Source organism: Colwellia sp. (genome assembly GCF_013215345.1).
Lineage (GTDB): Bacteria > Pseudomonadota > Gammaproteobacteria > Enterobacterales > Alteromonadaceae > Colwellia.
The window spans coordinates 1-21,207 of sequence record NZ_JABSOV010000055.1 but is presented as its reverse complement, the minus strand read 5'-3'; the positions used below and the strand labels follow the sequence as shown (position 1 = coordinate 21,207).

Annotated in this window: 25 protein-coding genes and 1 riboswitch; of the genes, 11 read left to right on the top strand and 14 right to left on the bottom strand. The window is 39.5% G+C overall.

The genetic code is table 11. The features are described 5' to 3' along the window. Positions 1–56 precede the first annotated feature (56 nt). The 13 genes from rpoS to HRT50_RS10140 all read right to left on the bottom strand — a co-directional run bounded on the left by rpoS (position 57) and on the right by HRT50_RS10140 (position 10,896). The gene (rpoS, locus tag HRT50_RS10200) at positions 57–947 is read right to left on the bottom strand and encodes an RNA polymerase sigma factor RpoS (RefSeq protein ID WP_291614034.1); all 891 of its coding nucleotides are present in this window, start codon (positions 945–947) and stop codon (positions 57–59) included. A 128-nt stretch (positions 948–1,075) separates the two neighbouring features. After that, the gene (locus HRT50_RS10195) at positions 1,076–1,981 is read right to left on the bottom strand and encodes a peptidoglycan DD-metalloendopeptidase family protein (protein ID WP_291614033.1); all 906 of its coding nucleotides are present in this window, start codon (positions 1,979–1,981) and stop codon (positions 1,076–1,078) included. A 43-nt stretch (positions 1,982–2,024) separates the two neighbouring features. Beyond that, the gene (locus HRT50_RS10190; RefSeq protein ID WP_291614031.1) at positions 2,025–2,603 is read right to left on the bottom strand and encodes a YqaA family protein; all 579 of its coding nucleotides are present in this window, start codon (positions 2,601–2,603) and stop codon (positions 2,025–2,027) included. Continuing rightward, positions 2,603–3,253, bottom strand: a complete 651-nt coding sequence (locus HRT50_RS10185) for a protein-L-isoaspartate(D-aspartate) O-methyltransferase (RefSeq protein ID WP_291614044.1) — start codon at positions 3,251–3,253, stop codon at positions 2,603–2,605. The genes HRT50_RS10190 and HRT50_RS10185 overlap by 1 nt, the downstream gene beginning before the upstream one ends. Before the next feature lie 19 nt (positions 3,254–3,272). Further along, positions 3,273–4,028: a 5'/3'-nucleotidase SurE gene (gene surE, locus HRT50_RS10180; RefSeq protein ID WP_291614042.1), complete on the bottom strand. Its 756-nt coding sequence runs from the start codon at positions 4,026–4,028 to the stop codon at positions 3,273–3,275. A gap of 19 nt (positions 4,029–4,047) precedes the next feature. Further along, on the bottom strand, positions 4,048–5,163 hold the full coding sequence (truD, locus tag HRT50_RS10175; RefSeq protein ID WP_291614029.1) for a tRNA pseudouridine(13) synthase TruD: 1,116 nt from the start codon (positions 5,161–5,163) through the stop codon (positions 4,048–4,050). A 66-nt stretch (positions 5,164–5,229) separates the two neighbouring features. Then, positions 5,230–5,742: a 2-C-methyl-D-erythritol 2,4-cyclodiphosphate synthase gene (ispF, locus tag HRT50_RS10170; RefSeq protein WP_291614027.1), complete on the bottom strand. Its 513-nt coding sequence runs from the start codon at positions 5,740–5,742 to the stop codon at positions 5,230–5,232. A 15-nt stretch (positions 5,743–5,757) separates the two neighbouring features. Then, entirely contained in the window at positions 5,758–6,471 is a 714-nt protein-coding gene (gene ispD / locus HRT50_RS10165) for a 2-C-methyl-D-erythritol 4-phosphate cytidylyltransferase (RefSeq protein WP_291614026.1), read from the bottom strand. Beyond that, on the bottom strand, positions 6,471–6,794 hold the full coding sequence (gene ftsB, locus HRT50_RS10160; RefSeq protein WP_291614024.1) for a cell division protein FtsB: 324 nt from the start codon (positions 6,792–6,794) through the stop codon (positions 6,471–6,473). Before ftsB ends, ispD begins: the two co-directional genes overlap by 1 nt. A 68-nt stretch (positions 6,795–6,862) precedes the next feature. Next, positions 6,863–7,513: a hypothetical protein gene (locus HRT50_RS10155; protein WP_291614022.1), complete on the bottom strand. Its 651-nt coding sequence runs from the start codon at positions 7,511–7,513 to the stop codon at positions 6,863–6,865. A gap of 18 nt (positions 7,514–7,531) precedes the next feature. Then, a complete protein-coding gene (locus HRT50_RS10150) occupies positions 7,532–8,650 on the bottom strand; it encodes a beta-ketoacyl-ACP synthase III (RefSeq protein WP_291614020.1) in 1,119 nt (372 codons plus the stop codon). Between the two features lie 275 nt (positions 8,651–8,925). Continuing rightward, positions 8,926–9,981, bottom strand: a complete 1,056-nt coding sequence (locus HRT50_RS10145; RefSeq protein WP_291614018.1) for an ABC transporter permease — start codon at positions 9,979–9,981, stop codon at positions 8,926–8,928. A 33-nt stretch (positions 9,982–10,014) separates the two neighbouring features. After that, entirely contained in the window at positions 10,015–10,896 is an 882-nt protein-coding gene (locus tag HRT50_RS10140) for an ABC transporter ATP-binding protein (RefSeq protein WP_291614017.1), read from the bottom strand. Positions 10,897–11,070: 174 nt separating this feature from the next. On the opposite strand from HRT50_RS10140, the gene HRT50_RS10135 reads away from it, so the two are divergent. Both HRT50_RS10135 and HRT50_RS10130 read left to right on the top strand, forming a co-directional pair. Next, a complete protein-coding gene (locus HRT50_RS10135; RefSeq protein WP_291614015.1) occupies positions 11,071–11,253 on the top strand; it encodes a hypothetical protein in 183 nt (60 codons plus the stop codon). A 13-nt stretch (positions 11,254–11,266) separates the two neighbouring features. Beyond that, complete coding sequence (locus tag HRT50_RS10130) at positions 11,267–11,485, top strand: hypothetical protein (protein ID WP_291614013.1); 219 nt, start codon at positions 11,267–11,269, stop codon at positions 11,483–11,485. Positions 11,486–11,513: 28 nt separating this feature from the next. Here the strand turns inward: HRT50_RS10130 and HRT50_RS10125 are convergent, their stop codons facing one another. Beyond that, on the bottom strand, positions 11,514–13,745 hold the full coding sequence (locus HRT50_RS10125; protein ID WP_291614011.1) for a GNAT family N-acetyltransferase: 2,232 nt from the start codon (positions 13,743–13,745) through the stop codon (positions 11,514–11,516). A 240-nt stretch (positions 13,746–13,985) separates the two neighbouring features. Between HRT50_RS10125 and HRT50_RS10120 the strand changes: the two genes are divergently transcribed. From HRT50_RS10120 to HRT50_RS10080, 9 genes are all read left to right on the top strand, one after another. Then, positions 13,986–14,150: a periplasmic nitrate reductase, NapE protein gene (locus HRT50_RS10120; protein ID WP_291614009.1), complete on the top strand. Its 165-nt coding sequence runs from the start codon at positions 13,986–13,988 to the stop codon at positions 14,148–14,150. Between the two features lie 28 nt (positions 14,151–14,178). Beyond that, on the top strand, positions 14,179–14,736 hold the full coding sequence (locus tag HRT50_RS10115; RefSeq protein ID WP_291614007.1) for a ferredoxin-type protein NapF: 558 nt from the start codon (positions 14,179–14,181) through the stop codon (positions 14,734–14,736). Between the two features lie 34 nt (positions 14,737–14,770). After that, entirely contained in the window at positions 14,771–15,064 is a 294-nt protein-coding gene (locus HRT50_RS10110) for a chaperone NapD (RefSeq protein WP_291614005.1), read from the top strand. Between the two features lie 111 nt (positions 15,065–15,175). After that, positions 15,176–17,674: a nitrate reductase catalytic subunit NapA gene (gene napA, locus HRT50_RS10105; protein ID WP_291614003.1), complete on the top strand. Its 2,499-nt coding sequence runs from the start codon at positions 15,176–15,178 to the stop codon at positions 17,672–17,674. A 9-nt stretch (positions 17,675–17,683) separates the two neighbouring features. Then, the gene (locus HRT50_RS10100) at positions 17,684–18,190 is read left to right on the top strand and encodes a nitrate reductase cytochrome c-type subunit (protein WP_291614001.1); all 507 of its coding nucleotides are present in this window, start codon (positions 17,684–17,686) and stop codon (positions 18,188–18,190) included. Positions 18,191–18,198: 8 nt separating this feature from the next. Further along, entirely contained in the window at positions 18,199–18,786 is a 588-nt protein-coding gene (locus HRT50_RS10095) for a cytochrome c3 family protein (RefSeq protein ID WP_291613999.1), read from the top strand. 633 nt (positions 18,787–19,419) lie between these two features. Further along, positions 19,420–19,623: a PA3496 family putative envelope integrity protein gene (locus tag HRT50_RS10090; RefSeq protein WP_291613997.1), complete on the top strand. Its 204-nt coding sequence runs from the start codon at positions 19,420–19,422 to the stop codon at positions 19,621–19,623. 132 nt (positions 19,624–19,755) lie between these two features. After that, positions 19,756–20,409: a pyridoxamine 5'-phosphate oxidase gene (gene pdxH, locus HRT50_RS10085; protein WP_291613995.1), complete on the top strand. Its 654-nt coding sequence runs from the start codon at positions 19,756–19,758 to the stop codon at positions 20,407–20,409. A 179-nt stretch (positions 20,410–20,588) separates the two neighbouring features. Further along, positions 20,589–20,674, top strand: a riboswitch (cyclic di-GMP riboswitch). 130 nt (positions 20,675–20,804) lie between these two features. Further along, positions 20,805–21,207, top strand: a 403-nt coding sequence (locus HRT50_RS10080) for a hypothetical protein (RefSeq protein WP_291613993.1), incomplete at its 3' end; no start/stop codon positions are given.

The following is a 21,207-nucleotide window of genomic DNA, read 5'->3' as shown; positions in this document are numbered from 1 at the left end:
CTGTTATGTCTAGCCCTTGTTGCTATATCAGCAACTTAGGTCAACTATAATTTCAATTAAGCCTGGAAAATAGCCTCAATTGATAAGTTTTGCTGCGATAAAATATCACGTAAGCGCTTTAATGCTTCCACTTGAATTTGGCGAACACGTTCACGAGTTAAACCTATTTCACAACCTACATCTTCTAAGGTTGCCGCTTCATAGCCAAGTAAACCGAAACGTCTTGCTAAGACTTCCCTTTGCTTCGTATTAAGCTCATTTAGCCAATGAACTATGTTATTGCTCATATCTTCCGATTGTAAGTCGCTTTCAGGACCTGCGCTTTTTTCATCCGCAATAACATCAAGTAGAGCTTTATCAGAGTCGCCGGCAAAAGGCGTATCGACTGAAGCAATACGCTCATTTAAACGCAACATTTTATTGACGTCAGCAACAGGTTTATCAAGGTGAGAGGCTATATCTTCTGCAGTAGGTTCATGATCAAGTTTTTGAACTAATTCACGTGATGCACGTAAATAAATATTAAGTTCTTTAACAACATGTATGGGTAATCGAATAGTACGGGTTTGGTTCATTATTGCCCGTTCAATGGTCTGCCGTATCCACCATGTGGCATAGGTTGAGAAGCGAAAGCCTCTTTCAGGATCAAATTTTTCCACCGCTCTAATTAAGCCTAAATTACCTTCTTCAATTAAATCTAATAAGGGCAATCCCCGATTATTATAACGTCTGGCAATTTTGACAACTAAACGTAGATTACTTTCTATCATACGTTTGCGTGAAGGCTCGTCCCCTTTAAGGGCTAAGCGTGAGAAATATACTTCTTCTTCAGCGGTTAATAATGGTGAAAAACCAATTTCGCTTAAATAAATCTGCGTCGCATCTAAATTAGATGATACGTCTTCCTTTGATTCTACAGTACTTTTTTCTTCTTTTAATTTGACCATGCTATTCTCCCAAATTTGCAAAGCTTGTTTTTAATATTTAAATATTCACAGTAACTCCGGTTGTTTTTAGTATTTATCTTAAGGTTTATAATTTATGGTTTATGGTTTACTGCTATTATTTTATAGCATTATCTTTTTGGTAAATATTTTAAAGGGTTAACTGATTTTCCTCGAAAGCGTATTTCAAAATGAAGCATAACTTTGTTGGCATCCGTATCCCCCATGGTGGCGATAACATCCCCTATATTAATGAACTGCTTTTCTTTAACTAGGATGCGATCGTTGTGGGCATATGCACTAAGGTAGTCATCGTTATGTTTTATAATAATGAGTTTACCGTAGCCCCGAAGAGCATTACCTGCATATACCACCTTACCTTTCGCCGTAGCTTTAATTTTAGTACCACGACGATTGGTAATATCAACCCCTTTATTACCTTGAGCACTATTTGAAAACAACTTAACAATTTTGCCTTTAACGGGCCATTGCCAACGGCTAATTTTCTGTGAAAATTTTTCTGCTGGTAAAGTGCTGTTTCGGTATGATTTCTGAGCGCTTACATTTTCACCATACGCCTGCTTTTTCGTAGATGCAAGTGTATTTTTTTTGCTATTTGTCTTGCTAGCTGTAGAGCTTTTAGTCGAATTTTTATTCGACACCTTATTCTTACTTACTTTCGTTGATTTTTTAGCCCGTTGTTCAACTAAGAATAATTTTTGTCCGGGGTAAATTCGATAAGGAGGAGAGATTTTATTTAACTGAGCTATTTTTCTAATATCAGAGTTAGCCCGCCAAGCGATAGAATAAAGAGTTTCGCCTTTTTTTACAGTGTATTGCGTAGATTTTATCGAATCTCGGTTATGTTCACCTAAGATACGAGTGCTATGAATATTTGATACCGGAGCAGGAGTATTCCTGCTACTACAAGAGAAAAGTGTGATAGCGAATATAAAGTAAGCAAATGTGTATTTGATGGTACGAAAAGCAATCACAATGACTCCCTTTGGGGAAGTTCCCTTTGCTTTATCGCCCACACAACTTGACTATTTATATAAATAAGAAGAATAACAATTCACTTTAACGTAAAGAAAAATAGCCAATAACAATGGCACCAACAAAGCCCCAACCGAGTACATCGACCCATTGACGAATCTTTTTCTCCATGGCACTACCGCCCCATTTGATCAGACCTGCAACCATGAAAAAACGTAAGCCCCGCCCTATCGCTGAGGCAATAAAAAATGGTAAGAATGCCATATGCAAAAAGCCAGCACTGACCGTAAATAGCTTATAAGGAATAGGTGAGAAACCGGCAATAAACACCACCCAAACACCCCATTCACTAAACCAGCTAATTGCGGTATTAAAACGATCTTGGTAGCCAAATTCTGTTATTAGTGGCTGAATCCAAGGTTCAAACATCAAGTACCCCAGCCAATAACCAACAGCCCCACCTAAAATAGACGCTATTGTGGTTAAACTGGCAAAATACCATGCTTTATGAGGCTTCGCCAAAACCATAGGCGCGAGTAAGACATCCGGTGGTATAGGGAAAAAAATGGACTCAGCAAAAGTAAGCACGGCTAAAAATCGTGGCGCAAATTGATGTTCGGCCCAACGTAAAGTCCACTTATAAAGGCTAGAAAATATTTTCACTACAATAAATCTCCGGGTACTAAAGGCACGAAGCGCACGGCTTCTACTTGCTGTTCATTGAAGGTATCACCATCGCGGGTGATTATTTTTAAAATTTGAGTTTGTTCGCCAACAGGGATAATTAAACGGCCGCCATCAGCGAGCTGGCTTAATAATGCGGGTGGTACGCTCGCAGGAGCGGCAGTAACGATAATGGCCTCAAAGGGTCCCTTACTCTGCCAGCCTTGCCAGCCATCACCGTGTTTCATTGCAACATTATGTAAGTCCATCGCCCGCAAGCAACGCTTTGCTTGCCACTGTAGCGCTTTGATACGCTCAACAGAGAAAACCTTATCCGTTAGCTGAGCTAGAATAGAGGTTTGATAGCCCGATCCTGTGCCTATTTCTAATATATTTTTCGGTCTCCCGCCTGCCAGTAATAATTCAGACATCTTGGCAACTATATAAGGTTGTGAAATAGTTTGCCCTTGGCCAATAGGAAGAGCGGTATTGTCATAGGCTTTATGTGCCAATATCTCAGGCACAAAAATATGCCGCGGTGATTGAGCAATAGCCTGCAAAACGGCAGCGTTACTGATCCCTTCATTTTGCAACTTTTGCGCCAGCAATTCTCCGCTGCGTCTTGATTTTCCGCCTATGCGACTAGACATCATAAAAATACATCTCGATTTAGTCTGATAAGTTAAGCTCACTGAGCCAACTTTTAATATTGTCTATACTTCGGTGCGCGGTCATATCCACTGTCAACGGGGTTACTGAAGCATAGCCATTGGCGACCGCATGAAAATCTGTGCCCTCGCCACCGTCTAATTCCTGGCCTAATAAACCATACCAATAAATGTCACGTTGCCATGGGTCTTGCATTTTTTGCATACTTTCAGCCTTGTGACGGTGACCCAAGCGCGTTACTTTTATGCCTTTAAGTTCAGTTAAAGGCATATCAGGCACATTAATATTTAAAATTTGATCTGAGGGTAATGGATGAGTCCGTAAACGTTTGATTATTTTTGCGGTAACAATTGCTGCCGTTTGGTAATGTTGTTCACTTTTACCCGCTAAGGATACTGCAATAGCTGGCATACCCATATGACGCCCTTCAGTCGCTGCAGCGACTGTACCTGAATACAAGGTATCATCACCTAAGTTAGCGCCTTTATTAATCCCAGCAACAACCAAGTCACAATCAGTGTAAAGCTGACTAAGACCTAAGTGCACTGAATCTGTTGGCGTGCCATTTACTGAAGTAAAGCCATTATCTAAGTGTTCAGCTCGCAAAGGGTTCAGTAATGTTAAAGAGTTACTAGCACCGCTACAGTTTCTATCCGGTGCTACCACGTTGACGATAAAATGCTTAGCCAGTTCATCAAACAGTATTTTGATGCCTAAGGCATGCACACCATCATCATTACTCAGTAATATCTTCATTTTAGTTGTTAAGGGCTTCTTATCCATTATTGCTATCTGGCGTTGCTGCAGTAGGGCTAGCACTTGTTGCTCTTTTATCAATACGGGTGGTCATATCTTGGTAGGTCAATAACTCACGTAAAATGGTAGTAGCGTAACAACCAGCAGGTAAAAAGAAACTAATTTTCACGGCGTTATGCTCTTTTTGTACTGAGCCTTCTGGTGTCGACAATAATTCAAGATCAGTTTCACTGATAGTTAAGCGAATGCGTCGACGTTCTTGTTTTAAACCAAAACGTGGTAATCCTTGGCAAAACTCCGGATGCTCTCCTGCTATTTTTTGCTCAAGGTTAAGCGGTGCATCACTTGTCATCAACTCCCCTGATCCCCACATAGGGGCAGTGATATCAACATCTTTATCAACAAAGCGCTGTTTAATGGTGTCGTCTATTTCATCAAGGTGAAATACTGACTGGGTACCAGCCAACATTAATACATCACCAACAGCCACTTGATCAAAACATTGTTGCTGTATACGTTCATTAAGCACGGAGTTAAAAATATGTGAGCGGGCCGCCGATAAATAAATACCACGTTTTTTCTTATCTTTTACTTTTTGACCTGAAAACAAACCCAAAGCACGCTCTATGTTACCGCCACCAATGCCAAAACGTTGTTCGCCAAAATAGTTTGGCACCCCTTGTTCAACAATCTTTTGCCAGCGCTCGGTGAACGCTTTGATAGCGGTCACGTCACGTAAAATAAGTTCAAAGCGATTACCCGTTAAAGCTCCGGTGCGTAATTTCTTATTATGTCGCTGGTAAGACAGCACCTCTACGCCTGCAATATTCAAGTCGTCTAAATTATATTCTTGCTTACCGGGTACATGCACACCAAACCACTGTTCGGTAACTGCAAAACGATCTTTTAAACCGGCATAGGAAACAAGCTGCTCTTTCACTTGAAAATACTTAGCGAGTTCACGGGCAACAAATAAAGTATTAGCACCTGTTTTACGAATATGAACAAATAAATGCTCCCCTTCACCGCAGGGTAAAAAAGGTAATTGTTCAAAAACTTTAAAGTCAGTTATTTGGCTACGTAGTAAACCACTCGATTCTGGTTTTCCGTGTAAATAGGAATTTTCTGTTAACATTTATTAATCTTCTTCTAATTCGGTAATGAGTTCACGGTACAAGGCACTAGGGCCAACTAAAATAAATTATATATTTTGAATTTCTTCCATCGGAGGCAAAGGTTGCTCTATCGCTATTAATAAAACCACAGCATGTACTGCGATACCTTCTTTTCGTCCGGTATAGCCCAGCTTCTCTGTCGTGGTTGCTTTAACATTGACTTGTCCAATGCTGGTTTGTAAGTCTTCACTTAAGCAAGTACGCATGGCTAATAAATGTGGCGCCATTTTAGGTGCTTGAGCAACAATAGTAATATCGGCATTACCTAGTTGAAAACCCTTATCTGTCATTAACGAGACCACATGGCGTAATAGGATTCTGCTGGAAATATTTTCATATTGACCATCTGTGTCAGGAAAGTGATTACCAATATCTGCTAAGCATAATGCGCCTAATATAGCATCACAAAGTGCATGAATAGCGACATCACCATCAGAGTGAGCGATAAAACCATGGTCAAAGGGTATTGCTACCCCGCCAAGCACTATCGGCCCTTGACCACCAAATTTATGTACATCAAAACCGTGACCTATTCGCATTCTGTCGTCCTTTATCTAGCTCTTTGCTTGCTTATTTAAATAAAATTCAGCTAATGCTAAATCATTAGGGTGAGTTATTTTTATATTTTCACTACTGGCAGAAACAAGTAGGCTTTTATGATTAGCATGTTCCATTGCTGAAGCTTCATCAGTGATGAGAAACCCCTGCACTAATGCTTGCTCAATGGCATGAGTTAGCTCAACTGTTTTATATAATTGCGGCGTTAACGCATGCCATAATTGCTCTCTATCAACGGTATTTTTAATCGCGTTAATTTCACTTGCTTTGGCAATACCACGTTTCATGGTATCTCGAACAGGTGTTGCTAAAATTCCACCACAATGATTACTTAAACATTGATTAATCAAGTTATCTATATCTTCATGGCTAACACAAGGACGCGCGGCGTCATGTACCAACACCCAAGGATATTTTTGTCTATCAACCACTTGTAAACCACTGAGCACAGAGTCTACCCGCTCAGCGCCACCTTTTACTCGGATAATATCTTTATGGCGAGCTAACTCAGACTCATTAAAATATTGATCGTGCTCACCTAAGGCAAGAATCACCTGTGCAATCCTCGGGTGACTTAACAGTCTCATCACAGTGTGGCTAAGTATGCTTTCATTATTAATAAGTAAATATTGTTTTGGGCAATTGGCTTGCATTCTTTTACCAACACCGGCAGCCGGGACAATAACAATAAATTGTTGTGCTTGTTCCATTATGGCATCACCTTACCGTTGATATTATCACTCACATTACGTCTGCCACGTTCTTTGGGAATGAGACGAAAAAACGTTTCATTTTCTTTGATCATACCCAACTCGTTTCGAGCTCGTTCTTCTATGGCTTCAAGCCCCAACTTCAAATCATCAGTGTCGGCATAAAGTAATTTATTGCGTTGCTGTAGCTTTTCATTCGCACCCAACTGACGTACTAGATTTTCTTTTAAGGCAATATAGTCAGGCACACTATTTTTACCAAACCAAAGTCGGTATTGAAGTAACACTAATAGTATCAGTAAAACAGCGGTAAATACGCGCATAACAACCTAAGAAGAGGATATAAAAATTCAGTGAATAGTATGGTTATTATACCTAAGTAAAGGCAGAGTTAAATAGGCAAAGGTTTTTTGAAGTTTTTCCAGTTAATAGAGCAAGATAGTAATAATTCTCGCAAACTTGGAATAATAGGAAGTTGCTTGCTATTCCTTTGCCAACAATGACCTGCGCAAGCTGAGGTCATAATTTTTTTATTGGGTTTAAGCAGCTGTTTATTTACATCCCTGCCTTGGGTGACACTATTAGTAGCAACTAGTGAAAACCAGCCACCAACATTAGTACGTAGTCTCTGCCTATCGACATCAATGCGGTCAATACAATCAATAATAATATGATCAAATAACAGCACTGGCACAGCTAAGCCTACACAAATACCTTCTTGCAAGTACCAGGCAAAAACTTTATCACGCTCTTGCTCGGTTTCTTGTCCTGACAAAGGTAATTTTGTACTTTGTTTTGCCGACCAACTGGCGTTTTGACTATCCAATTGCAAGGGTGAAAGCCCTTGAGAGTTAACTTCTGTCATCGCATGAGCTGTTCGAGTGATGTAATAAGGTAAACTTTGTAAACGCGCCTGAACAGCCTGAACACTGGCATAATCGCCCTTAGCAATAAGGTTGATTTCTCGCTGATAAAGGCCATTGCATAATTCAGCAAAACCTCCGGTCTCAGTGTGTGTTTGCCAAAAACTAGACTGTGTCATAAGCGCAGATACTATTTTTTATAGATATTCCAATATTAAACAACATGCCGAATAACCAGCGCCGAATGAACATAAGACACTCTTATCTCCTGCGACCAAGCCTTGCTTATTTTTGTGCAAAGTGATGATACAGCCCGCTGAACTGGTATTGGCATATTCATCTAAAATAATAGGTGCTTCACTACTAAGCGGCTCCCGACCTAATACTTTTTTAGCAATAAAATTATTCATATTGATATTGGCTTGATGTAAATAAAGACGCTTAATATCATTAGCACCCAGGCTAAGCTTTTCCATTTCGGTAATAATTAAATGCGATACCATAGGTAAAACTTCTTTAAAAACCTTACGCCCCTGCTGAATAAAGTATTTATCAATATCATCAACATTATCTGGACTGCAGTTATTCATATAACCAATATTACTGCGAATATTGTTGGAAAAACGGGTAATAGGTTTTTCACTCACTATTTTAAAAACATGCTCAGCATTGGCAGTACTTTCATCTTCAATAATTGAAGCGGTAGCAACATCGCCAAAGATGAAGTGACTGTCTCTGTCACGATAATTAATTTGCGGAGATAATATTTCAGGGTTAATCACCAACACTGTTTTAGCTGTACCACTGCGAATGGCATTGGCAGCATTGATAATACCAAAGGTTGCGGCAGAACATGCCACCAACATATCAAAACCCCAACCATCACAACCAAGGGCATTTTGTATTTCAATGGCCATCGCCGGGTAAGAGCGCTGCGTATAAGCACAAGCAACAATGATTAGGTCAATATCTGCGGGGGTTTTATTGGCAGCTAACATAGCCTCTTTAGCTGCAGCCACACCCATTTCGGCTTGCATGGAAAGCTCATCATTACTACGTTCAGTAAAGCGTGGCGCCATCACATCAACATTTAAAATATCTTCTTTCGCCATAACATAGCGACTTTTAATGCCCGAGGCTTTTTCAATAAAGCTGCTGTCAGAAGGAGATAACGCCGTGACCTTACCCTCTTCAATCTCTTGGCTATGAGTAAGGTTAAACTTTTCTACGTATTGGTTAAAACAGTGTACTAATTCATCATTTGAGATGCTCTGCGAAGGAGTGTATAACCCCGTTCCGCTAATCACAACAGCCATAATAGGTCTCTCAATAAAAAGGGATAAAACACTGGTAGTCATCGTGGTAACTACCTATTAAAAAGCAAGTATACTGGTATGACCATATGATTACCACAAACGCAGCTAATGGTTAAAGCGCTAAATCAACTGAGACCAACAGGACTAGTTAATCCGTTTGATATCACTCTACTTGCTTGTTTATAATACTAATACTACACCACAACACTATCATTTCAATTTTAATTTAGCGGTGAAGTTCCTTGCTTCAGTCACTATTATTAAAGAGCAAGCACCTAACGCTCGGTATTCCAACTAAACAAATAAGACCCTAACAGCAAAAATACACAGCTCATTAGTAACAGTGCATTGACATGAAAACTAATATCACTCAACGATGCCCCTTCGGTAATTACCGCTCTAGCGCCGGCAACTAAATGAGTCAGCGGCATAAAATCAGCAAATATTTTCAGTGCATCCGGCGCCCCTTCCAAGCTGAACCAAACTCCGGAGAGCATCATCATAGGCCAAGACGTTAAATTTAATAAGCCGCCAATAAGCTCTTCACTTTTACTACGACTAGCCACCAGTAGGCCTAGACTAATTAAGCAAAAAGCGCCTAAGGCACCAATGATGAATAAATCTAAATAGCTACCCAACATAAAGAAATCAAAAAACACATTGCAGCCACTGTAGACGACTAGCGACATAAACATCACGATAAATAATCGTGATAATAATTGCGCTGATACAAATTCAAAAGCCGATAACGGCGTTGCTTTTAGGCGCTTTAGTACTGAGTTTTTCCGGTAGCGCACAATGACATAGCCAACACCAAATAAGCAGCTGAACATCATATTCATGCCTAAAATCCCAGGTAACACCCAATCAACATAGCGAATACTCTTACCGCTACTTTCTAAGCGAGTAAAAGCGGATTGCTTACCTAGTTTTTGACCTAGCTGTTGGCCAAACTGTTCACCAAGAAAGATTTTTTCAACTAAATAACTTTTTGCAGACTCTTCATTCACCCAATAACGCTGAGTACTATAATCAACTAACAAATCAAGACTGTGGCGGCTAAGTTTTGCTTTTGCTAAATCAACATCGTTATAGTCGATAAAATCAATAAAGCGTAGTTGCGTCAATGTTGCTTGTGCCAAGCTTTCGCTTTGACCTTGTTGGCTAAGCAAACCTATTTTATAAGCCGGACGACCATCACCGGAAAATATAAATGAAAAACCAACTAATAATAAAACCGGGAAAAACAAGTTCCAGCCAAGAGATGATTTATCTCGGAAAAACTCAATATTACGCGCTTTAAATACGGCAAAAAAACGTTTGAAATTCATAAAACATCCTAAGGTATAAGGCTACTTTAGCAACTAGGCTTGAAGAGAATGACCTGTTAACTTCAAAAACAAATCATCAAGATTGGCTGATTTAACATGTAAGCCATCAAGAGAAACGCCCTGTCCCATCAACAGTGTTAGCGTTTGTTCAACGTTTTTACTAGCAATCTCAATACGATCAGCTAATTTAGTCCAGCCATGCGCTGTTACCAGTTCATTTGAAACCTGTGCCAGGGGCAAATATATAAAAACATCCTCAAAGTGTTTGGCTAATAATTGATGAGGGGTACCTGCGGCAATTATCTTGCCTTGATCCATAATCACAATATCATCACAAAGCTGCTCTGCTTCATCCATATAATGAGTCGTTAAAATAATGGTTTTATTTTGTGCTTTAATATTTTTAATTAATTTCCAAAAATTACGTCTGGCATGGGGATCTAAACCGGTAGTAGGCTCATCAAGAAAGAGTATTTTCGGGTCGTTAATCAAAGCTAAAGCCAGTAGTAATCGCTGCCTTTGTCCTCCCGACAATAAACGGTTATCACGGTTAATAAACTCACTTAAGTCACACAATTCAATCAATTGCTCTTGCGCTAAGGTATGCTGATAAAAGGAAGCGAATAAATTAAGGGTTTCTTTAACGGTTAAAAAGTCTTGTAAGGCGGTATATTGAAACTGAATACCTATTTGTTGAGACATCTGCTTATCGACTGGCAGACCTTGATAAAGCACTTGCCCTGAAGTAGCGCTGATAATACCTTCCATAATTTCAATGGTAGTAGTTTTGCCCGCACCATTTGGCCCAAGGAGACCAAAACAATGTCCTTGTTGAACGTCGAAACTGACCTTATCAACGGCGCAGACATCTTTATAATGCTTACTCAGTGACTGTACACTTACTGCTGCGATCATAAACTCGTTCCCTACCCTTCAATATCTATCCATACTGTACTACTAATAGCTTTTAGTAAAATAAAATAACATGTACTTTCAATAACTTTACTAAAATCCACCAAATGATAATAATTATCATTTGCGTTAATCATTTTCTTTGTTTATGCTTAATAAAAACATGGGGGGATAGATATGACCACTATAACTGTTAACAATTACGATAAAGTACAAGTAGAGATATCAAGTAATCTACTGACTCATTTACTCGACTCAGGTTTACTACACTGCGGTGACTGTAAATGCTTAAATGCGAATGCAAAGGCAGTTATCTGGCATACCTTACTGGCAAGTAGTACCAACAGTGATGTTCTTTAGGGAGAAAATTATTATGTGTCTAACCGCATCAAAAGAGTTTACTTATATGGAGAAGTGGTTAGTTATGTTGCTAACCACTTATAAAAACAATCCGAGCAGCGGTTTAGCACAAACCATCTGCTTTTACTTAAACAAGTTACTGCAACACGATGATATCAACTTTTGTGGTGAAAAACGCTGCGATTATATAGCTATGCAGCGCTTTTGGCACTGGCATGCCCGAAGAGCTTAAGTCCATTAATTAGCTGCTTGGTATGCAGCTAATTAATGGCAGCTAGCCGCAAGGCAATGTAATTTTTAATGTGTTGGTTCAACATTTTTTTCCCTGTTAAGCCATATAACTGACAAACAGTATCACTCCCATGCTTTTGTATTAACCGAGCAATAAGCACCAAGGAGTGCTGAATAACATCAGTCTGGGTATGTTGGTTATGAGTTAGCAGATCATGTTTGAGCCATTGATACAGACTAAAGGCACAACTACTATATAAGCGCTCCCCTCGAGCATAGGCATAAACACTTTCGATATCAGCCGTCGACAACTTTGTTAGAGATTCCTTAGCTGTTTGTGTCAACAGTAAATGCACAAGTTTACTGCTTAGCGTTTTATATTCTTCTAAAAGTAAATAATCAAAGCTACGATAAAAGTCTTGTTTAAATTGCTGCTGTCTTTGCTCAGCGTTTTTATTTTTACCTTTAATAACTAAAGCAGAGTGTTCACCACTGGCTTTATCTTTAGTAAAACCTATACGCACCATAGTAAACCCGGCTTTAAACCAAAAGGATAGCAGTTCAGCATTCACGCCAAAACTGGAGCCAATAAAGTCAGCACCCTGCTCTGTCGCTAACTGCTGAATTTGTGCTAGAAAATGTAAACCAATACCTCGCTGCTGTATTTGTGGGTGCACGGCAATGCGCATAATTCGTAAATAATTATAATCAAAGGCTTGTTCAAAACCACAATGACTTAATAATGATTGAGGTAAAAAGTGATTACGTAAACGACGTTGTGAGCTTTTTATCGCCCTGACATCCGCCTCATCAACACCATAACTATTTCCTTCATTCATTAGCAAGGCAACGGCTATCACTGCAACTTGACCATTATTTTTTGAATACAAACAGGCCAGTTGTACCTGTGGATTATCTAACAGCAGCTGTAAATCACTCGGCTTAGTTTGATAATGAGCAGTCACCAAAACTGCGAAAACTTGCTTTAACAACCCTTCATCAGTAACTAGCTCTTCAGCACTTATGATTTTAAATATCGTGGAGGCAATAAAATCAGCCTTTTCATTAACGCTATCATCACTATTTATTTGTAGCTGAGCAGGTAAAGCAGGTAAAGCAGGTAACTCGGCATTTAATAAACAGCTATCAAAAACCAACTGTTCTAATGGATCATTTTTCCGCCAACGGATCGGCTGATTGATATGTAAACTCGACCACTGAGGACATAACTTAGCAAGGCTCTGCTGAAACTTAATGGTAAATCCACGCCCTGCCCCTTCATAGCCATGGACAGTACTAGAGAAAACCATTCGGTGATAACAGCTAAGTAATTGTTCAAGCAAATATACCGGAATAGCGGCCGCTTCATCAACCAAGAGCAGGTTAACTTTTACTGTTTGTTTTAACAGTTGATCAACGGCGATAAATTCCAGACTGGCTTTACCATAAGTAAGGGTATTACCTCGCTGCTCAACATTGGGCAAGCTATTACTTAATTGCCTAAAGAAAACCGTTAGAGCTTGAATATCTGGCGCGGTAATAACAATTTGAAATACACTTTTTTCATTCGCTTGTAATAGCTGAGCACAACTAATAGCTAAAGCCGAAGATTTACCTCGACCGCGATCAGCGGTTAACACCAGCGGTCTTTTTCTATGTCCGGTAACGACCTTAACAATGGCTTGTACCGCTTGGTACTGCTCAGCAGTAATGCAGCCTAATGGATAGCTTTCTTGTACTTCTTTATGTTCTTGCTCAATGAGGGATATGCTTGGTGGTGAAAGTTTAGCTTGTGATTCAGTGATAATAGTCTGGTAAGGCATCGTTTGAATTAATGCATAAAAGCGTTTAAAAAACAGACTTTCTTGAGAAGCTTTATTGAGTTCTGGCAGCACTATAAATAATAACCCGCCAGCTTTTAGGGTTCCTGATAACGCCGCAAAAGCATCAATAGTAAATTGGCTTTCGACAAAAATGATGACATCACTCTCACTGCCTAACTTATCTCGATAGCGCTTTTTCTGCACATTTGCAGGAAAGGTGGCACTGTCGCCATATATTAAACAGGTCAAATGAGGGGCAGATAAATTCGACTCACCATCAGTGTTCCCTTGCAAAGTCTCAGATACCACATCGATAGAGCCCAATAATGATAGTGCCCAGGTTTCACTGCCTGATAAAACAACTAAGCGACGTTCATTGTTTAACAGGGCTTGCTTAGCATAAGCTTTAAGCCAAGGAGTGAAGTGTTGGACTTGCATTGGTTTTTGACAGCCTAAAAATTAGCAAAGGAAAATAACATTAAGTTTATCAAGTATGTTGTGGCAAAAATATAAAAAACACCCTAGATATTTACAATATTTAACATCTATACTGGATAAACCCTAAATTAACTATGGTTATTTTGCAAAGTTTGATCTACGTCAATATAAGCGCACTAACAAAGGATTAAAATTAGTCCTAAATATAGCTTAACTTAATCATAAACTTTCGAGAGCATTATGAATCAAGCAACATCTCCTGAACAACAAAAAAAGTATGAGCGAAATACCTTTATCTTTTTAGCGGTATTTTTAGCGCCAATTTTATCGGTAATTATCGTTGCCGGTTTTGGCTTTGCCGTATGGTTCAGTCAACTAGCCTTCTTAGGCCCACCTGTTTCTTAATCACTTGCTTACTAATAATACTAAACCTGTGGAACACTTAGCAGACCCATCAAGAAGACGTTTTTTTCGCGGCCGCGTTAAAACTAAACAAGAACTGCGCTTACCTTGGGTAATTAATGAGGCCGTATTTACCTCAGGTTGCACACAATGCCAAGACTGCATTAGCCGTTGTGAAAGCAATATTATTGTTAAAGATGAAGATGGCTTTCCAAAGGTCGATTTTAGCTTAGGTGAATGTACCTTTTGTAATAAATGTATCGAGACTTGTCAGCAACCACTTTTTTCAGGCTCTTTCCCTGAAGCTAACAGTTTGGAAGGTAAATTCACTGAAGAAAACACGATAAACAATAGTAAAAAAGCTTGGCCGGTAACGCTAGAAATTAGTGATAAGTGTTTAGCTAAAAATAATATTTATTGTCAAAGTTGCCGTGATGAATGTGAAACCAGCGTAATTAAATTTAATTACCTTAATTCAAGCATTCCGCAACCGAGTTTAAATGAGCTTGATTGTACGCAGTGTGGCGCATGTATTAAAAGCTGTCCACAAGATGCCATAGCATTTACATTCGAACCAAACGCAAGTTAATTTAATTCAACTTAACGTAATTTAAAGAATCAATATGACGAAAAACACTGAAGATACAACATGTGAATATCACGTAGCAAGCTTTGTAGCTTACCCTATATTGGCGCAGTTGAATGAAGTGAAACAAGCCATTACAGATATTGAAGGTAGTGAAATTCACGCGACTAGTGCAGAAGGTAAAATTGTTTTCACTATAGAAGGCAATAGTTATAGAGATATTGGCACAAAAATGGACATTATCAGAGTTCATAAAGGCATTATTAATTTATCACCTGTTTATCATCAAATCCTGGATGAGAGTACTGGTGACGATGTCGCCCAGTTATAGAAAAATAAAATAATAATTAAAAATAAACGTATTAAAGAAAATTTATTTAAATAAATCAAACATAACCATATTTTAAAACCGAATCAAAACAAGTAAAAGGAAGGTGGCACGATGACAATTAATCGCCGAGGATTTATTAAAGCAAATGCAATAGCTGCAGCCGCGGCTGTAGCTGGGGTATCTGTTCCTGCAATAGCCTCAAACTTAATTACTAGCTCTGATATGACTAAACTAAAGTGGGATAAAGCCCCTTGTCGTTTTTGTGGTACTGGCTGTAGTGTTAATGTTGGTGTAATGGATGGCAAAGTGGTTGCTACCCATGGTGATATAAAATCACCGGTTAATAAAGGCCTTAACTGTGTTAAAGGTTACTTCCTTTCGAAGATCATGTACGGCAAAGATAGATTAACAACACCGCTACTTCGTATGACCAATGGCAAGTACGATAAAGAAGGCGAATTTGCTCCTATCTCTTGGGATAAAGCTTTCGATATTATGGCAGAAAAAGCCAAAGACGCCTTAAAGAAAGATGGTCCCAAAGCAGTGGGTATGTTCGGCTCAGGCCAATGGACAGTACAAGAAGGTTATGCGGCAGTTAAACTGATGAAAGCCGGTTTCCGTTCAAATAATATTGACCCGAACGCTAGACACTGTATGGCTTCTGCTGTTGGTGGTTTTATGCGTACTTTTGGCATCGATGAGCCTATGGGTTGTTACGATGATTTAGAAGCTGCTGATGCCTTTGTATTATGGGGCTCAAACATGGCTGAAATGCATCCTATTTTATGGACACGTTTAACCGATCGCCGTTTAAGCTCACCTCATGTAAAAGTAGCTGTGTTATCAACTTTTGAACATAGAAGCTTTGATCTAGCCGATAACGGCATGATTTTTACCCCGCAAACTGATTTAGCGATATTAAATTACATTGCTAACTACATTATTAAAACCGATCGTGTTAATAAAGATTTTGTTAGTAAACACACTAACTTTAGATTGGGTGAAACGGATATTGGTTATGGTTTACGTCCAGAACATCCATTAGAGCAAGCAGCTAAGAATAATGGCAAAACAGCAGGTAGCTCAACACCGATAGATTTTGATGAATATGCAAAGTTTGTTAGTACATATACCGTTGAATACGTTTCTAAGCTATCAGGTGTACCTGAGCATAAATTAGAAGCATTAGCTGAGTTATATGCCGATCCAAAAATTAAAGTCACCTCTTTCTGGACCATGGGATTTAACCAACATACTCGTGGTGTTTGGGCCAATAACCTAGTTTATAATATTCACTTATTAACAGGTAAAATTTCAACACCGGGTAATAGCCCGTTTTCGTTAACAGGTCAACCTTCGGCTTGTGGTACTGCTCGTGAAGTGGGCACATTCTCACACCGGTTACCGGCAGATATGGTTGTCACCAACCCTAAACATCGCGCTACCGCTGAAAAAACATGGGATTTACCTGAAGGAACTATTCCGCCGAAACCAGGCTACCACGCTGTTTTACAAACCCGTATGCTTAAAGACGGCAAGCTAAACTTCTATTGGGTACAATGTAATAACAACATGCAAGCCGGAGCTAATATCAATGAAGAGGCTTACCCAGGTTACCGTAACCCTAAAAACTTTATTGTTGTGTCTGACCCTTACCCAACCGTTACCGCACAAGCTGCTGACTTAATTTTACCGACCGCTATGTGGGTAGAAAAAGAAGGTGTTTACGGAAATGCTGAACGTCGTACTCAATCTTGGTATCAAATGGTTGAAGCACCGACTGGCGCTAAATCAGATTTATGGCAATTAGTTGAATTTTCAAAACGCTTTGCTATTGAAGACGTTTGGCCAGAGGAGCTTATTGCTAAAAAGCCAGAGGTACGCGGCAAAACTTTATTTGACGTACTTTATAAAGATTCGTCTGTTGGTAAGTTCTCCCTTGATGAAGTGCCTGAAGATCGTTTAAATGATGACGCTCGTGATTTTGGCTTTTATATTCAGAAAGGTTTATTTGAAGAGTATGCAACCTTTGGTCGTGGGCATGCTCATGATTTAGCTCCGTATGATACCTATCACAAAGAGCGTGGATTACGTTGGCCTGTAGTTAATGGCAAAGAAACAAAATGGCGCTTTAAAGAAGGTTCAGATCCTTACGTTAAAGCGGGTAGTGGCTGGGATTTTTATGGTCACAAAGATGGTCGTGCGAGAATTTTTGCTCTCCCTTATGAACCAGCAGCAGAATCACCTGATGAAGAGTACGACTTATGGTTATCAACCGGTCGTGTATTAGAGCATTGGCATTCAGGCTCTATGACTCAACGTGTTCCTGAGTTGTATAAAGCCATGCCAGATGCTTTAGTTTATATGCATCCAGATGACGCTAAAAAACGTGGTATGCGTCGTGGCGATTTAGTGAAGCTTATTTCTCGTCGTGGTGAAGTGCAAACGCGCGTAGAAACAAGAGGTCGAAACAAGCCACCAATTGGCTTAGTGTTTATGCCATGGTTTGATGCTAGTCGTTTAGTAAACAAAGTCACTTTAGATGCCACTGATCCGCTATCAAAGCAAACGGATTTTAAAAAGTGTGCTATCAAAATTGTTAAAGTTTAGGAGTCGATAATGAAAAAAATTAACCTAGCAGTAATTGCCAGTTTATTGGTACTAGCCGTATTACCAATGATGTACTCTCTAAACGCCAATGCTGCTGATAAAGAAACAGTTAACTCTTTGGCGACTCTTAGAGACCATACACCGATTGATGTACAAAAAGAGCCAAACCGTATTCCTAAAGTGATTAATAAGGATATCAAGCAAGGGCGTAATTACCCCATGCAGCCACCGGTTATTCCTCATACGACCCGTAGTTATGAAGTGAATAAATACAACAACAAGTGTATGTCATGTCATTCACGTCATCGTACAGAGAAATCACAGGCACCTATGGTAAGTGTGACTCACTTTATGAATCGTGATGGCAATTTCTTAGCCGAAATATCACCACGTCGTTACTTTTGTAATCAGTGTCATGTTACGCAACTTGATGCAGAACCTTTAGTAGAAAACACTTTTACTGATATGCACAGTTTGATGAACGAAAAATCAAAAGCTAAATCAGAAGAGCATTAGGAGTTAGCATGAAAAAAATACTAATGATTGGCTGGAAAACCCTCACTAAACCGAGTGGTTATTACAGCCTAGGTGCTTTGGTTATCGGTGGTTTTGTTGCTGGAATTATCTTCTGGGGTGGTTTCAACACCGCTCTAGAGGTGACCAATACCGAAGCGTTTTGTATTTCCTGTCATGAAATGGAAAACAATGTCTACGAAGAGATGAAAACTACCATTCACTTTTCTAACCGCTCAGGTGTGCGTGCAACCTGTCCTGATTGTCATGTACCACATAACTGGACCAGTAAAATTGCCCGTAAAATGCAAGCTTCAAAAGAAGTTTGGGGTATGATTTTTGGTACAATCAATACTCGTGAGAAGTTTTTAGTCCATCGTAAACGTTTAGCACAAAATGAATGGGATCGTTTAAAAGCCAATGACTCCTTAGAGTGTCGTAACTGTCATAACTTCGACTACATGGACTTTACCGAACAAAGTGATCGGGCTGCGTACCAACACTCTACGGCCTTAGCAAGCGGAGAGAAAACCTGTATAGATTGTCATAAAGGTATTGCTCACCAATTACCTGATATGAAAGGCGTTGAAGGTTGGTAAGCTTAAGCTATACCCAAACAACCTCAAGGTGCAGGATTCAGCTGGAATTAGATACGTTTTTAGGCAAGGCATTGATTGAAGAAAATGGTTATTCCCTTATCGAAATCAATAACGATGGATAAAACGTGTCTAAACCAGCCCTAGGGGCGTATGAGCAAATCATATTCATCGTTGCGTGCGTAATTAAGGGAATAACCATTAATGAAATATGCGCCTTGATTATGAATCGCTCATCCGCCCTGAAACGAGCATCTTGAAGTAGCTTGGGTATATATAGCTTAGCAACGATAATTTAAACCAGTGCTTGTCACTGGTTTTTTATTGCCTGCTACTTTTTATTAGCTATTTTTTATTGCTTAGTAAGCACTCCATCGACAAGTTTTAAAACCACATAGTGAAATATACCGACACTAATAGCTAACCTAGCCAAACCTATACTTTTGCCGGTTATAAAGAGCTAGCCAGCGATTAATGTAAGCTTTATACCTACTTAGCTTACATTAATCGCTCTGTAATGATTTGTGCTATTTTTGATTTTTTTTGTAAAGTGGCATTGAAAATAGCCATTATCTTACCTATGTTAAGCAATATACATTGAAATACTTTATCAATAGCAACATAAGGTCAAGGCCAATGATAAGCGATATTAACAATAACTTCCCCGATGAAGCAAGTTCAGATGAAAGCGTTGAAAAATATAGCCTTAACGGCATTTCCTTGGCTGAAAAGCACGCCCAAGCGCAAGCACAAAAGAACCTATTAGCGCGTAAGCGTATTGATGAGTTGCGAGAAAAGAAACGCCTTAAATATTTACTGGATGATAGTGAAGATTGGTAAGCCATCGCTAATGATGGTTCATTTTTATATAACTTTGCTATGAGCCAAAGATAACCTCGGCATAACCTTGCAATAACATCATTTAAGCATAAAATAACCGCACACCTTCACACTCAATCACTTTTAAATATTATGACGTTATTTGAAAAACTACGCTGTCTATTCACCTTTGGTCAAGGCGTCGCCCTACCCCTTCCTGAAATTTCCGAAAACACAACCCCGGCACAGTTATTTGAGCAATGGTTTGCAGATGCCAATAAATCAGGAATATTATTACCTGAAGCCATGTCAGTTAGTAGTTGCAGTGCCGATGGGCAACCTAGCTCTCGTATGGTTTTGCTTAAAGATTATGATGATGAAGGTTTCGTTTTTTACACCAACTACGCCAGTCGTAAAAGTAATGAACTTGTTGACAACAATAAGGTTGCCTTATTGTTTCATTGGAACGTTTTACAACGACAAATTCGTATTGAAGGCACGGTAGAAAAAATATCCGCGCAAGAGTCTGCTGATTACTTTCATAGCCGAGACAGAGGTAGTCAAGTTGGCGCTTGGGCGTCTAAGCAGAGTCAAAAGCTAAAACATGATAGTGAGCTAAAAGATCGAATGAGCCATTACCAGGAAAAGTTCGCCGAAGGTGAAGTTCCCCACCCTGATTTTTGGGGCGGCTGGCGCGTTAAACCGCACGCGATTGAATTTTGGCAAGGGCGAGCCAACCGTTTACATGATAGGATATGCTTTGAAAAACAAGATGATAACTGGCAACATCATAAATTACACCCTTAAGAATTAGCCTTTGATTCAGCGCTCAATAATCCCCACCCCCTTTAAATGGGCTCTGTCTAATTAACTTTGTAACTATTTTGTAATAAGTTTTTATACTTATTATTGTTTGCCTAATGTACAATTATGCTCAAATTGACTAACCACTTGTAGTAATTGAATAATAGTCAAAAAATAACAACTCTTGCAAAAGGCAAACTGGATGAAAGTTCAGGTACGCAAAGCTACCGGTCTAAAGGTATTTACCTATGACAGCGGAGCTACCGATGATAGCACCATCATATCTGTGATAGTGCTTTCTAATCTGTATCCCCTCCAGCCAGCCATGCCCTTACAAAATAAAGGCTTTACCGGTGCTTCAAAAAAATAATTTTAAGTTAATAGCAATACTTTTATCTGTGCTAATACTATCAGCTTGCGGTGGCAGTGAAGATAACTCTGAGAAAGATGTTATCTCTGTTGATCCCGCTCCTGATATTGGCACGCCTGATACTGGCACACCTGATACTGGCACACCTGATATTGGCACACCTGATATTGGCACGCCTGATACTGGCACGCCTGATACTGGCACGCCTGATCCTGACAAAGGTCCTGAAGAAGTCCCTAATCCGGAAACAACTGTTACTCCCCCTGTTAATTTTGAAGTAACCGCAACAACTTGGCAGTCAATAACTTTACGTTGGTCAAAGTCTGAGCAACGAGCGGAGTCAAAAACAGATAACGGATTACTTATTACTAGCTACGAAGTATTGCGAGATGGTGAGTACATAGCCACTATCACAGATAAGCTATATACAT

Bases quoted from the DNA above. Each gene is read 5' to 3' on its own strand.
- rpoS (WP_291614034.1), bottom strand. From the start codon at position 947: ATGGTCAAATTAAAAGAAGAAAAAAGTACTGTAGAATCAAAGGAAGAC.
- HRT50_RS10185 (WP_291614044.1), bottom strand. From the start codon at position 3,253: ATGTCTAGTCGCATAGGCGGAAAATCAAGACGCAGCGGAGAATTGCTG.
- surE (WP_291614042.1), bottom strand. From the start codon at position 4,028: ATGAAGATATTACTGAGTAATGATGATGGTGTGCATGCCTTAGGCATC.
- truD (WP_291614029.1), bottom strand. From the start codon at position 5,163: ATGTTAACAGAAAATTCCTATTTACACGGAAAACCAGAATCGAGTGGT.
- ispF (WP_291614027.1), bottom strand. From the start codon at position 5,742: ATGCGAATAGGTCACGGTTTTGATGTACATAAATTTGGTGGTCAAGGG.
- ispD (WP_291614026.1), bottom strand. From the start codon at position 6,471: ATGGAACAAGCACAACAATTTATTGTTATTGTCCCGGCTGCCGGTGTT.
- ftsB (WP_291614024.1), bottom strand. From the start codon at position 6,794: ATGCGCGTATTTACCGCTGTTTTACTGATACTATTAGTGTTACTTCAA.
- HRT50_RS10155 (WP_291614022.1), bottom strand. From the start codon at position 7,513: ATGACACAGTCTAGTTTTTGGCAAACACACACTGAGACCGGAGGTTTT.
- HRT50_RS10150 (WP_291614020.1), bottom strand. From the start codon at position 8,650: ATGGCTGTTGTGATTAGCGGAACGGGGTTATACACTCCTTCGCAGAGC.
- HRT50_RS10145 (WP_291614018.1), bottom strand. From the start codon at position 9,981: ATGAATTTCAAACGTTTTTTTGCCGTATTTAAAGCGCGTAATATTGAG.
- HRT50_RS10140 (WP_291614017.1), bottom strand. From the start codon at position 10,896: ATGATCGCAGCAGTAAGTGTACAGTCACTGAGTAAGCATTATAAAGAT.
- HRT50_RS10135 (WP_291614015.1), top strand. From the start codon at position 11,071: ATGACCACTATAACTGTTAACAATTACGATAAAGTACAAGTAGAGATA.
- HRT50_RS10130 (WP_291614013.1), top strand. From the start codon at position 11,267: ATGTGTCTAACCGCATCAAAAGAGTTTACTTATATGGAGAAGTGGTTA.
- HRT50_RS10125 (WP_291614011.1), bottom strand. From the start codon at position 13,745: ATGCAAGTCCAACACTTCACTCCTTGGCTTAAAGCTTATGCTAAGCAA.
- HRT50_RS10120 (WP_291614009.1), top strand. From the start codon at position 13,986: ATGAATCAAGCAACATCTCCTGAACAACAAAAAAAGTATGAGCGAAAT.
- HRT50_RS10110 (WP_291614005.1), top strand. From the start codon at position 14,771: ATGACGAAAAACACTGAAGATACAACATGTGAATATCACGTAGCAAGC.
- napA (WP_291614003.1), top strand. From the start codon at position 15,176: ATGACAATTAATCGCCGAGGATTTATTAAAGCAAATGCAATAGCTGCA.
- HRT50_RS10100 (WP_291614001.1), top strand. From the start codon at position 17,684: ATGAAAAAAATTAACCTAGCAGTAATTGCCAGTTTATTGGTACTAGCC.
- HRT50_RS10095 (WP_291613999.1), top strand. From the start codon at position 18,199: ATGAAAAAAATACTAATGATTGGCTGGAAAACCCTCACTAAACCGAGT.
- HRT50_RS10090 (WP_291613997.1), top strand. From the start codon at position 19,420: ATGATAAGCGATATTAACAATAACTTCCCCGATGAAGCAAGTTCAGAT.
- pdxH (WP_291613995.1), top strand. From the start codon at position 19,756: ATGACGTTATTTGAAAAACTACGCTGTCTATTCACCTTTGGTCAAGGC.